At 65.5% G+C, this 12,269-nt stretch carries 13 protein-coding genes and 2 pseudogenes; 14 read left to right on the forward strand and 1 reads right to left on the reverse strand.

Annotated features, from left to right (window positions below):
• Positions 1 to 212: 212 nt before the first annotated feature.
• The 7 genes and pseudogenes from IPK75_12940 (at position 213) to IPK75_12970 (ending at position 4,881) form a co-directional block, all read left to right on the forward strand.
• A complete protein-coding gene (locus IPK75_12940) occupies positions 213 to 407 on the forward strand; it encodes a hypothetical protein (protein MBK8199259.1) in 195 nt (64 codons plus the stop codon).
• A pseudogene (locus IPK75_12945) lies at positions 382 to 1,149 on the forward strand (hypothetical protein). Before IPK75_12940 ends, IPK75_12945 begins: the two are co-directional and overlap by 26 nt.
• Positions 1,146 to 1,517, forward strand: a complete 372-nt coding sequence (locus IPK75_12950) for a hypothetical protein (GenBank protein MBK8199260.1) — start codon at positions 1,146 to 1,148, stop codon at positions 1,515 to 1,517. The pseudogene IPK75_12945 and the gene IPK75_12950 overlap by 4 nt, the downstream one beginning before the upstream one ends.
• Positions 1,518 to 1,964: 447 nt before the next feature.
• Positions 1,965 to 3,511 (forward strand): annotated as a pseudogene (locus IPK75_12955) (hypothetical protein).
• A gap of 135 nt (positions 3,512 to 3,646) precedes the next feature.
• Positions 3,647 to 4,108 carry a hypothetical protein gene (locus tag IPK75_12960; protein MBK8199261.1) on the forward strand — a complete coding sequence of 154 codons (462 nt, stop codon included), beginning with the start codon at positions 3,647 to 3,649 and terminating at the stop codon, positions 4,106 to 4,108.
• Positions 4,105 to 4,293: a hypothetical protein gene (locus IPK75_12965; GenBank protein ID MBK8199262.1), complete on the forward strand. Its 189-nt coding sequence runs from the start codon at positions 4,105 to 4,107 to the stop codon at positions 4,291 to 4,293. Before IPK75_12960 ends, IPK75_12965 begins: the two co-directional genes overlap by 4 nt.
• A 156-nt stretch (positions 4,294 to 4,449) precedes the next feature.
• Positions 4,450 to 4,881, forward strand: coding sequence for a hypothetical protein (locus tag IPK75_12970; protein MBK8199263.1), 432 nt, complete (start codon positions 4,450 to 4,452; stop codon positions 4,879 to 4,881).
• Positions 4,882 to 5,043: 162 nt separating this feature from the next.
• Here the strand turns inward: IPK75_12970 and IPK75_12975 are convergent, their stop codons facing one another.
• Positions 5,044 to 5,229 carry a hypothetical protein gene (locus tag IPK75_12975; GenBank protein ID MBK8199264.1) on the reverse strand — a complete coding sequence of 62 codons (186 nt, stop codon included), beginning with the start codon at positions 5,227 to 5,229 and terminating at the stop codon, positions 5,044 to 5,046.
• A gap of 23 nt (positions 5,230 to 5,252) precedes the next feature.
• Between IPK75_12975 and IPK75_12980 the strand changes: the two genes are divergently transcribed.
• The 7 genes from IPK75_12980 to IPK75_13010 all read left to right on the forward strand — a co-directional run bounded on the left by IPK75_12980 (position 5,253) and on the right by IPK75_13010 (position 12,261).
• Positions 5,253 to 5,519: an HNH endonuclease gene (locus tag IPK75_12980; protein ID MBK8199265.1), complete on the forward strand. Its 267-nt coding sequence runs from the start codon at positions 5,253 to 5,255 to the stop codon at positions 5,517 to 5,519.
• A gap of 96 nt (positions 5,520 to 5,615) precedes the next feature.
• Positions 5,616 to 6,959, forward strand: a complete 1,344-nt coding sequence (locus IPK75_12985; protein MBK8199266.1) for a site-specific DNA-methyltransferase — start codon at positions 5,616 to 5,618, stop codon at positions 6,957 to 6,959.
• Positions 6,886 to 7,368, forward strand: coding sequence for a phage terminase small subunit P27 family (locus IPK75_12990; protein MBK8199267.1), 483 nt, complete (start codon positions 6,886 to 6,888; stop codon positions 7,366 to 7,368). The genes IPK75_12985 and IPK75_12990 overlap by 74 nt, the downstream gene beginning before the upstream one ends.
• A gap of 25 nt (positions 7,369 to 7,393) precedes the next feature.
• Positions 7,394 to 9,151, forward strand: a complete 1,758-nt coding sequence (locus IPK75_12995; GenBank protein ID MBK8199268.1) for a terminase large subunit — start codon at positions 7,394 to 7,396, stop codon at positions 9,149 to 9,151.
• Positions 9,148 to 10,386: a phage portal protein gene (locus IPK75_13000; protein ID MBK8199269.1), complete on the forward strand. Its 1,239-nt coding sequence runs from the start codon at positions 9,148 to 9,150 to the stop codon at positions 10,384 to 10,386. Before IPK75_12995 ends, IPK75_13000 begins: the two co-directional genes overlap by 4 nt.
• Complete coding sequence (locus tag IPK75_13005) at positions 10,383 to 11,009, forward strand: HK97 family phage prohead protease (GenBank protein ID MBK8199270.1); 627 nt, start codon at positions 10,383 to 10,385, stop codon at positions 11,007 to 11,009. Before IPK75_13000 ends, IPK75_13005 begins: the two co-directional genes overlap by 4 nt.
• Positions 11,010 to 11,031: 22 nt before the next feature.
• Positions 11,032 to 12,261, forward strand: a complete 1,230-nt coding sequence (locus tag IPK75_13010; protein ID MBK8199271.1) for a phage major capsid protein — start codon at positions 11,032 to 11,034, stop codon at positions 12,259 to 12,261.
• Positions 12,262 to 12,269: the final 8 nt, after the last annotated feature.

A 12,269-nucleotide genomic window follows, 5' to 3' on the forward strand; every position in this document is an offset into this window, starting at 1 on the left:
CGTGCCGGTAGGTGACAGGACTAGCTGGAGCCCTGTCGCATGCCCGAATTTCTGCGCCTACTGAACTAGCCGGGCCATGTCCCGGAGCAGCTGTTGCCACCGTCTTGTCGGCCTCAATCATAACGGCGACCCCGCGATGGTCGTCTGCGCGACCATTACGACAGCGAATCATCTGCCTGTCTCGCTGCTGCTCCTGTCCACAGGTGCTGCTCATGGTTGATCCGGACGAGCGCGAAACCGCCGCCCTGAGCGCCGGGCTGAAGGCCATGGCCGAGATCATGGCGGAGATCGGCTGGGAACACCGGCTGTGTGACGTCACCGGTCTCCAGGCCAGGAACATGGCTCAGGTCGCCGTCGGGGCCTTCCTGCAGTCTATGCGGGATAGCGCCCCGGAGGTGCCGTTCTGATGACCGGACCTCTGACTTCAATCACCGCGAAAGCCGCCGGCTTCGCCGACGAGGTCAACGCGCGCATCGATGCCGTGCTCACCGCGGAGAACGGCGCCCGCGAACCACGCCAGTACCTGGGCGGGAGCCGCCTTGGCGAAGGCTGCTCGCGGCTACTGCAGTATGAGTTCCTGCAGGTTCCTCGCGACCCGGCGGCGGCGAGTTCACCGGCAAGACCCTGCGCATCTTTGCGGCGGGCCACTGCTTTGAGGACCTGGCCGTCGACTGGATCACCAAGGCGGGATTTGATCTGCGCACCCGCAACGCGTCCGGCGACCAGTTCGGTTTCCGGTGGCTGGCGGGCGTGTCCGTGGACACATAGACGGCGTCATCGTCGCTGCGCCCGATGGGCTGGCAGTCCCGGCCTTGTGGGAATGCAATCCGCCAACGCCAAGAACTGGCGCGATATCGTCAAGCGCGGCGTCACGGTCTGAAGCCGGTTTATGCGGCCCAGATCGCGCTCTACCAAGCCTATCTGGGCCTGACCGAGCATCCGGCGGTCTTCACGGCCGTGAACAAGGACACCTGCGAGCTCTGGCACGAGCTGGTGCCGTTCAACGGCGCTCTGGCGCAGGTGGCCAGCGACAAGGCCGTTCGCATTCTTCAGGCCTGCGACGCCGGCGAATGGCTGCCGCGCGTCTCCGCCGATCCCGAACATTTCGAATGCGCCTGGTGCGCCTGGAGGCAGAGGTGCTGGGCATGACTGCGGCTGACAGCCAGGGCGCGGCCGATCGCGTAAAACCCAATCCCGAGATGATCGCGGCCTTCACCCAGATGGTGTTCGGCTATTGCGACCACCTCGTCCCGGTTCGCGCGCTCGCGGAAAAAGGCGGCGGCGATCAGATGCCGCACACGCCCTTCATGGAGTGTGACGCGGCGCTGGCGGACAAGCTGGTTATCCAGGCGGGATGGGCTACCGACAACGGCATGGCGCTGTTCGTGGTGCCCGGCACCGTTGCGGCATCTGGTGACCCGGGCCGAACACATCGTGCAGACCCAGGTCGTGCTGGTCGATCTCGACCACGGCGACATTGCCGCCAAGCAGGAACACCTGGCCCGTCATCTGGGTGACCCCAGTCTGGTGGTCGCGTCGGGCGGAGTCACTCCTGAAGGCCAGCGAAAGCTGCACCTCTATTGGCGGCTGAGTGAACCGGCCGAGGGCGATGATATCGCCACGGTCTGCCGAGCCCGTCACATGATCGCCAGCAAGGTCGGTGGCGACCCGTCGTTCCGGTCGCCGCATCAGCCCATCCGCGTGGCAGGCTCTGTTCACGGTAAATCCGGCACGGCGCGACTGGTCGAAATCCTCAGCCAGCACGACCGCGACCACGACCTCAGCGATCTGGTCGAAGCGGTTCTGGCCATGCCCCTGCTCGAGGGCGAGGCGAGTTCAGAGTTTGACTACAACGACGCTGGCACCGGCACTGGAACCGTGACCGAGCTGTTCGGCCGCGCAGTGCGCGAAGGGGGTGTCGACGGCACAACCCGATTTGATGCCTTGTCGCGGATCATTGGCTACTGGATCAGGCGCTGCCGCGAGGGCCACGTCACCACCACCCAGGCCTGGCAGGAGATCGTCGACTACAACAACGCCCGCATCGACCCGCCGTGGAGCGGACCCGGCTCACGTCGGAAGCCGAAAAGATCTGGAAGCTCGACAGCGCCCGCTACGGCGAGGACTACCTCGACGACACTGGCAATCGCGGTCCGACAGGCGGCGGCGGTGACAGCGGCGACGATGCGGCCCCGGTCCAACTGACTGAGGATGCCCTCGCTGAGGTCTTTACCGGCCAGCACGCGCAGGACTGGCGATACGTCGCGGCCTGGGGCCAGTGGCTGACCTGGACCGGCACGGTCTGGGTGCGCGAAGACACGCTGAAGGCCTACGATCTGTCCCGCAAGGTCTGCCGGTCGGCCGCGCGCAAGGCGTCCAGCGCCAAGCTGAAGGCCAAGCTGTCGTCGGCCTCGACGATTGCGGCGGTCGAGCGCATCGCGCGGGCCGATCGGCGGCATGCGGAGACGACCGAGGTCTGGGACCGCGATCCCTGGGCGCTGAACACGCCCGCAGGCGTGGTGGATCTGCACACAGCCATTGGCGGGTCGCACGATCGGCCCTCCTACATGACCAAGATCACCAGCGCTTCGCCGCAGGGCGACTGTCCGGTCTGGCGTGAGTTCCTGGTCACCGTCACCGGCGGCGATACCGAGCTCCAGCTCTATCTGCAGCGCATGGCCGGCTACTGCCTGACCGGCGTGACCAGCGAACACGCGCTGTTCTTCCTCTATGGCACCGGCGCCAACGGCAAATCGGTCTTCGCCAACACCCTGACCGCGATGATGGGCGACTACGCCACGGTCGCGGCGATGGACATGTTCATGGCCAGCCATGGAGATCGCCACCCGACCGATATGGCCAGCCTGCGCGGCGCGCGCGTCGTGACCGCCATCGAGACCGAACAGGGCAGCCGCTGGGCCGAGAGCAAGCTGAAAGCCCTGACCGGCGGCGACAAGATCACCGCCCGGTTCATGCGCCAGGACTTCTTCGAGTTCATCCCCAGTTCAAGCTGCTGGTAGTCGGCAACCACAAGCCGTCGATCCGCAATGTCGACGAGGCCATGCGCCGTCGTCTGCACATGATCCCGTTCACAGTCACCATCCCGGCCGCCAAGCGTGACAAGCGCCTGCCTGACCGATTGCTGGCCGAGCGCGATGGCATCCTGCGCTGGGCGCTCGAGGGCTGTCTGGAGTGGCAGCGCATCGGGCTGCAGCCGCCGGCGTCGGTGCTGGCTGCGACCGAGGAGTATTTCGACGCCGAGGATGCGGTCGGCCGGTGGCTCGATGAGCGCTGCAACCTCGGCCCGAACTGCAAGGCGACGTCGGGTGCGCTCTACGCCAGTTGGAAGAGCTGGGCCGATGCCAATGGCGAATATGCCGGCTCCAACAAGCGCTTCTCCGAAACCCTCACCGCTCGCGGATTTACGCGCGCCAACACCAACTCGGCCAGGGGTTTCCGGGGCCTGGAGTTGCGCGATGCCCCAGCCAATTCAACCGCCATGGAGTTCTGAACAATGTCGACCAATTCGCCATCGGTGACGGTTGTGACGGGTCTCCCCCTTATAGGCGTTACACGCGCGTACACGCGCGCCTCTAAGGCCGATAATGGAGATGCCGTCACAACCGTCACGACCCGTCACCCCGACCTGACGGTCCTCGCCCTCGACCTCGGCACCACGACCGGCTGGGCCCTGCGGTCGATGGGCATGATCACCAGCGGCTGCCTGTCCCTCAAGTCCTCCCGGTTCGACGGCGGCGGCATGCGCTATCTGCGCTTCAGGCGTTGGCTTGAGCAGCTGCAGAGCGATGCCGGCCCCATAGGCGCGGTCTATTTCGAGGAGGTCCGCCGCCATGTCGGCACCGACGCCGCGCACGTCTATGGCGGCCTGCTGGGCCAGCTGACCGCCTGGTGCGAGGAACACGGCGTCGCCTATCAGGGCGTACCCGTCGGCACCATCAAGGCCTCCGCCACCGGCCGCGGCAATGCCGACAAGGCCGCGATGATCGCCGCGGTACAGTCGCGCGGTTTCTCGCCGGCCGACGACAACGAAGCCGATGCCATCGCCATCCTGCTCTGGGCCATCGAGACCGGCGGAGGTGTGCGATGAACTGGTGTCCGCGCGGCTATGGCGGCGAGCGCCGCGACCCAGAACAGGTCAAACGCGACGGCTGGCGCGAGATGGGCGTTCTGGCCGTCTGCGCCTCCGACCATCGACTGAACTGGGTCGAGAAAGAGTTCATCCGCCAGATCGGTGAGAAGCTCTATGGCGGCTCTCCCAAGGTCGAGGGCTGAGCCCATGGCCAAGGGACGCAAACGAAAATCCGGCAAACGCCACCCCTGCGGAAAACTGGTCAGGCCCTTCACCGGCGAGACCCCAAGCTGACGTCCTCGCCACGGTGGTGGAAGCCCGGCGTCGGCAATATGGGGTCACAGCCAGGCAGGCCCGTGATGAGCGGCTGGGATCTGCGCTGGGACGGCTGGCCTTCTGCGGCCTTGATCACCGCCGACCAGTATTCGGCCGGCCAGGTCTATGCCACCACCATGGGCCGCTATGGGGCGATCATGGGGCTGCCCACCGATCAACCACGCTCGATGATGGCCCTGCTGATCAACGAGGGCATCTTTGCCAGTGGTGACGTTGTCCACGCTCCTGACCTGATCGAGAAGGTGCGCAGGCAGGCGGCCAGCGTGCAGCTGATGCTGCGGTACTGTGGTTGCGCGCCCGGCTGCGACGGGGGTCGTGCGGCCATCGATCTCGTTCACCGGGTTGTCATTGCCGACGAGGACGCCTCGGGCTGGCCGGCTGCGGACATCGGCAATCTGGTTCAGGGTCTTGAAGCCCTGCGGAAGCTGTTCCACATCAGAACCGATGGTTCGTGATCAGTTTAACTCGCTAGGCAAGGCTCGTAACAAACTGATATTATTGCGCTTTCTGTGTTTTCAACATTGACGACACTAGGCGAACACTCTAAACCTTCCGAAATAGAGACTTGAGAACTGCGCCCGGAGCCAATGGCTTTCGGGCGTTGTTCGTTTCGGGCCCTACTTTAGGAGCTCATCGAGAAGCTCATCCACCTTCCGGATCAATGCTTCTTTTTGGGGCATTAGTCCGCCTTGAGCAGCCCACCCATTCACTAAGGCCGAGGCAGCCTCTCGATCTGCAATTTCATTGATACGGGCACTCAGTCGTCCAATTTGATCCATGATCTTGTCGAAGTCGTCTGGCATCACGGCAATCCCTTTGAGTTGCTATGGTCGAGAGACTACGCGGTAGACGGGCAGTCGCCAAACGGTTGCTCCGCCTAAGAGCTGAACCTCTCTGTCGCGATTGCTCCTCCGCAGGGATCGTTCGGGAAGCCACAGTGCCCGACCACATCGTGCCGCTTACCCAGGGCGGCAGCGACGACGACAGCAACATCCGCTGCCTCTGCGCCGACTGCCACCAGGCACGCACGGCTGAGCAGTTCGGTCATCGCAGGATCGTTCCGACCGGCTCGGACGGCTGGCCCATCGGCTGAGCCCCCGGGGGGTGGGTCGAAACTCGGGGCCCTGCGGGGTGGAAACCGCGCATGGTCCAAACTTTTCACGACCGCGAGTTAGCGACCGGGGGTCAAATGACACAATGGCCAGCCGATCAGGTCGAGCGCAGGAGCGTCTCGGCGCTCGTTCCCTATGCCCGAAACGCCCGCACCCACAGCGACGAACAGGTGGCCCAGATCGCCGCCTCGATCCGCGAATGGGGCTGGACGGTGCCGGTTCTGATCGACGAGGACGGCGGCCTTATCGCCGGCCACGGACGGGTGTTGGCGGCCCGCAAACTTGGCCTGGCCGAGATCCCGGTGATGGTCGCGACCGGCTGGAGCGAGGCGCAAAAGCGCGCCTATGTGCTGGCCGACAACAAGCTGGCGCTGAACGCCGGCTGGGACGTCGACCTGCTCCGCGTCGAGCTTGCCGATCTGCAGGCCTTCGACTTCGACCTTGGCCTGACCGGCTTTTCCGACGAGGAGCTGGCCGGACTTCTGGCGCAAAGCAGCGAGGGTCTGACCGACCCGGACACGGTGCCTGATGTGCCGCTGGTTCCGGTCTCGGTACCGGGCGACGTGTGGGTGATGGGCGACCATCGCCTCTGCTGCGGCGACAGCACCGTTCAGACCGACGTCGACAAACTGATGCAGGGCGAGCGCGGGGACCTTCTGTTCACCGACCCGCCCTGGAATGTGAACTACGGCGCTGTCAAAGCCGGCAACGCACAGGGCTACAAGCCCCGCAAGATTCTCAACGACCATATGGATGAGGCCGACTGGGCCCAGTTCGTGGCCGGTTTCTGCGCCTCGTTCTACGCCGTCACCAAGCCCGGTGCGCTGGCCTATGTGGTGATGAGCGCCCAGGAGTGGCCCTCGATCGACAAGGGTCTGCGCGAGGCCAAGTTCCACTGGTCCTCGACCATCATCTGGGTGAAGGACGCGCTCGTCCTCTCCCGCAAAGACTATCACACCCAATACGAGCCCCTCTGGTACGGCTGGAACGAGGACGGCCCGCGCATCATGCAGGTGCCGGATCGCAAGCAGTCGGACATCTGGAACATCGCCCGGCCACGGGTCTCCGATCTTCACCCCACCACCAAGCCGACACTCCTGATCGAGCGCGCCTTGCTGAACTCCTCGGCCCGCGGCGCCCTGGTGGTTGATCTCTTCGGCGGCTCTGGCTCGACCCTGATCGCCTGCGAGCAGCAGGGCCGGCGCTGCCGGTTGATGGAGCTCGATCCCAAATACGCCGACGTCATCGTCCAGCGCTGGCAGGACTTCACCGGCAAAGCCGCCACGCTTGAGGGCGATGGGCGCGGGTTTGCCGAGATTGCCGCTGGACGAGGCCAGGACATGACCGATGAAACCCGGGACCAAACCCAAGCCGACCCATCTGAAATTGATCGAGGGCAACCGCGGCAAGCGGCCGCTTAATCGCAAAGAGGCAAAGACCATTCCGGCTCTGCCAGATCCGCCGCCGCACCTGACCGCCGATGCGCTGGAGGAATGGCACCGGGTGGCCAGCTGGCTGCACAAGATCGGGCTTCTCTCGGAGGTCGATCGCGCTGCGCTCGCCGCTTACGCCCAGGCCTATGGCCGCTGGGTCCAGGCCGAGCGGGCGATCGCGAGGATGGCCGAGAAGGACCAGCTGACCGGAGGCCTGATGATCAAGACCTCCAACGGCAACGCCATCCAGAACCCGCTCGTGGGCACAGCCAACAAGGCCGCCTCCGACATGATGCGCTACGCCGCCGAGTTCGGGATGACGCCCAGTGCCAGAACCCGCATCGAAACCAAGGCGTGCGAGCAAAACGCCGACCCCGCCGACCGCTTCTTCGGCTGACCGCACCAGCGCCTATGCCAGGGCCGTGGTCGCTGGCGAGATCATCGCTGGACCCCATGTCCGCAACGCCTGCCGCCGACACCTGGACGACCTGAAACGATCCGACGGCATCTGGTTTGATCCAGACGCCGCGGCCCATGCCTTCGGCTTCTTCGAGGAGGTGCTCAAACTCTCCGAGGGCCAGTTCGAGGGCCAGCCGTTCCATCTGGAACCCAGCCAGGCCTTCATCATCGGCTCGCTGTTCGGCTGGAAACGCGCCGACGGACGACGCCGGTTTCGCCGGGCCTACATCGAGCAGGGCAAAGGCAACGGCAAATCCCCGGTCGCCGGCGGCATCGGCCTTTTCGGCATGACGGCCGCGGGCGAAGCCGGGGCCCAGATCTATGCTGCTGCCGCCAAGCGCGAACAGGCGGGCATCCTCTTTTCCGACGCGGTGAAGATGGTGCGTCAGTCTCCGGCGCTCGCCAAACGGCTGGAGTTCTCCGGCGGTCCCGGGCGCGAGTTCAACATCGCCCACCATGGGTCGGGCTCGTTCTTCCGGCCGGTGTCGCGCGATACCGGCAAGACCGGCTCGGGCCCTCGGCCTTACTTCGTTCTGGCCGACGAGATCCACGAGCTGCCCGACCGCTCGATCATCGAGATGCTGGAGCGCGGCTTCAAGTTCCGGCGCGAGCCGCTGCTGTTCATGATCACCAACTCCGGCTCGGACCGGAACTCGGTCGCCTGGGAGGAACACGAACACGCGGTAAAGGTGGCCGCCGGCAATATCGACGCCCTGACCGACCCCACCTATCTGGGCGAGGTCCTGGACGACACTACCTTTTCCTACGTCTGCGCCCTCGACGACGGCGATGATCCGCTGAACGACCCAGGCTGCTGGATAAAGGCCAACCCACTGCTGGGCGTGACCATCACGGCCGAATACCTCTCCGAGGTGGTCGCCCAGGCCCGGTCTATTCCGGGCCAGCTGAACGGCATCCTGCGGCTTCACTTCTGCGTCTGGACCGACGCCGAGACCGCCTGGATGACGCGGGCGACGCTGGAGCCGCTGCTCTGCGAGATCACGCCCACGCCGGGCGCAAAAGTCTGGCTGGGGCTCGACCTTAGCCAGAACCGCGACATCACCGCGCTCGCCGCCGTTCAAAGGACCGGCGAGCGCGACGGCAAACCCTGTTTTGACGCCTGGATCGAAGCCTGGACGCCCGGCGACACACTGGCGGCCAGGGCACTGCGCGACAAGCAGCCCTATCCGGTCTGGGTGCGGGACGGTTTCCTGCACGCCCCGCAGGGCGAGAACATCAACTTCAGGCACGTTGCCCAGGCACTGGCCGAATACGACCGCGACTATGACGTCCAGATGGTCGCCTACGACCGCTACGCCTTTCGCCGGTTCGAAGAAGACATCGCCGAGGTCGGGCTCAATCTTGAGTTCGTCGAGCACCCCCAGGGCGGCACCAAGCGTGGCAAGCCGACCGAGGCCATGAAACTGGCCGCCAAGAGCGCCGACCGCGAGCCGCAGGGCCTGTGGATGCCAGGCTCGGTGCGCCAGCTCGAAGAGATGATGCTCGAGGGCCGTATCCGGCTGCAGAAGAGCCCGGTTCTGATCTCGGCGATCATGTCGGCGGTCATCGAGACCGACCGCTGGGACAATTATTGGCTCTCCAAACAGAGGGCCACCAACAAGATCGACGCAGCCGTGGCGCTTTGCATGGCGATTGGAGCAGCCATGGCCAGCGACACGGGCGCGACGATCGACGACTGGCTCAAGAGCCTGGCCGCGTGAACCTTCTTCAAAAGGCCGTCAGTTATCTGGCGCGCTCCATCGGCCTTACCGACCCGCGTCTTTACCGGGCGCTGGGCAGCGTCCCCACTTCCAGCGGCGAGACGGTCAATACCGCCTCGGTGCTGGGGCTGGCGGCGGCCTGGGCCTGCGTCAATCTGCTGGCCGGTACGATCGCGTCACTGCCGCTGATGGTCTACCGCACCCGCGGCGGCGCTCGCACGGTGGCGAGTGATCATCCGCTCTACCGTATCCTTCACGACAGCCCCAATGCCGACCAGACGGCGCTGGATTTCTGGGAGTTCGTCTGCGCCTCGCTGGAGCTGCACGGCAATGCCTATGCCGAGGTGGTGCGGGCCCGTAATGGCCGGATCATCGCTCTGGGCGTGCCGATCACGCCAGAACTGGTCACCGTCCGCCGCCTCGATACCGGCGCTCTGGAATATGAGTGGGTCGATCAGGGCCGGCGCATCATCGCCGGCCAGGACCGGGTGCTGCACATCCGCGGCTTTGGCGGCAATCCGCTGGGCGGGCTCTCCACCTTGAGCGCCGGTCGCCAGAGTTTTGGTCTGGCCCAGGCCATCGAGCGGGCCTCGGGCGACACCTTCCGCAACGGGGTGCGTCCATCGGGGCTTTTGAAGACCGCCGACACCCTGACCATCGACCAGAGGAAACAGGCCGAGGAGCTGCTGCAGGAGAAGTTCGCAGGCGCGATCAACGCCGGGAGGCCCATGCTGCTCGATCGCGGCATGGACTGGGTCCAGCTCTCGATCAGCCCCGAAGACGCCCAGATGCTGCAAAGCCGGGCCTTCTCGGTGGAGGAAGTCTGCCGCTTCTTCGGCGTGCCGCCATTCATGGTCGGCCATACCGAAAAGACCACCAGCTGGGGCACCGGGCTCGAACAACAGACCCTGGGCTTCCAGAAATTCACCCTGCGCCGACGGCTAAAACGCATCGAACAGGCGCTGGAAAAGCAGCTCCTGTCGGTCGCTGACCGGCTGGCCGGCATCACCATCGAGTTCAATCTCGAAGGCCTGCTGCGCGCTGATAGCGCCGCCCGGGCCAGCTTCTACCAGCTGATGCTGACCAACGGCGTCATGACCATCAACGAGGTGCGCAGCCTCGAGAACCTGCCCCCCGTCGAGGGCGGCGATGAGCCCCGCATGCAGATGCAGAACGTGCCGATCACGCAGGCCGGCCAGCAGCAGCAAGCCACACCTTCAGGAGGTCCCCAATGAGCGAGCTGGACTTCATTCTGGACGCCAAGGCCCTGGCCGATGACGGCGAGATCGAAGGTCTGGCCGCCGGCTATGGCAATCTCGACTTCGGCGGCGACGTGATCCTGCCCGGGGCCATCGCCGCATCGATTGCCGGCCGAAAGTCGGTGCCGATGCTGATGTACCACGACCAGAAACGCCCCGCCGGCGTCTGGACCGGGTTCGAGGAGACCAGCGATGGCCTGCTCGTGAAGGGCCGGTTCTCCATGTCGACCCGCACCGGCCGCGAGGCCCACGGCCTGGTCAAGGACGGCGCCATTGGCGGCCTTTCGATCGGCTACCGCGCCATTCGCGAGCGGCTGGTGGGCAAGGCCCGCCACCTTATCGAGGTCGCCCTGCACGAGGTCAGCCTCGTCACCATTCCAATGAATGAGAAGGCGCTGATCACCTCGGTCAAATCCATCATCGAGGCCGGCCAGCTGCCGAGCCTCTCCCAGTTTGAGGACTTCCTGCGCGAGGCAGGGTTCTCGAAGTCTCAGGCCGCCGCGATCGCCGGCAAAGGCCTGAGCTCTCTGCTCCGGGGCGAGCCCGGCAGTCCCTCCAACGACTTCCTTTCGGCGCTCGCCAGATCCGTCCGCGCCTGACCCCCAACATCCGGAGACATCCATGACAGATACCAAAACCGCCGAGCAGCTTGCCGGCGAAGTGAAGGCTGCGTTCGACGCCAAGCACGACCAGGTCAAAGCCCTCGCTGAAGAAGCGCTGGGCAAGGCCCAGAAGGGCGAGGACCTCTCGGCCGCCACCAAGCAACTGGCCGATGAGGCCCTTGTCGGCATGAACGAGGCCAAGGCCCGGCTCGACGAGCTGGAGCAGAAGATCGCCCGCAAGGGCGCCGATGATGAGACCCGCCCCCGCTCGATCGGCGAGCAGGTTCTGGCCGCCGACGAGATGAAGGCCTTCCTGGCGTCCCGGGCTTCACGCGGCCGGGCCAGTGTCGAGGTCAAGGCGATCATCACCTCCCTGACCACGGACGCGATGGGCTCTGCCGGCGATCTGATCGTGCCGGACCGTCTGCCCGGCATTCTGGCCCCCGGCCAGCGCCGCCTGACGGTGCGCGACCTGCTCACCCCGGGCCGGACCTCCAGCACCTCGGTGCAGTATGTGAAGGAGACCGGGTTCACCAACGCCGCAGCTACCGTTTCAGAAACGACCGGCGCGCTGAAGCCTCAGTCGGACATCAAGTTCGACATCGCCACCTCCAGCGTCACCACCATCGCCCACTGGGTCCTGGCCACCCGCCAGATTCTCGATGATGCGCCGATGCTGCAGTCCTATATCGACGGACGTCTGCGTTACGGCCTGGCCCTGGTCGAGGAAAACCAGCTGCTCAACGGCGGCGGCACCGGCACGGACCTCAACGGCATCTACACCCAGGCCTCGGCCTTCACCGCGCCTATCACCATCCCAGCGCCCGTGACCCGCATCGATGTCCTGCGCCTGGCCGTCCTCAAATCGGCTCTGGCGGAACTTCCGACCACGGGCGCGGTCCTGCACCCGGCCGACTGGGCGAGCATCGAGCTCCTGAAGGAGACGACCGGCGCCTATCTGATCGGCAATCCGCAGGGCGCGCTTGCGCCCACCCTGTGGAGCCTGCCGATCGTCGCCACCCAGGCGATCTCCCAGGGCAACTTCCTGACCGGCGCTTTCCGGCTCGGGGCCCAGATCTTTGATCGCTGGGATGCCCGCGTCGAGGTCTCCACCGAGGACGACCAGAACTTCCGCAAGAACCTCGTGACGATCCTGGCCGAAGAGCGTCTGGCGCTCGCGGTGTATCGCCCCGAGGCCTTCGTGAAGGGCGCCTTCGCTGCTGCCGCCACCGCGGCGACCGCTCCGTAATCCTGCAA

The sequence above is a fragment of the Acidobacteriota bacterium genome, assembly GCA_016712445.1.
Taxonomy (GTDB): Bacteria; Pseudomonadota; Alphaproteobacteria; order Caulobacterales; family Hyphomonadaceae; genus Hyphomonas.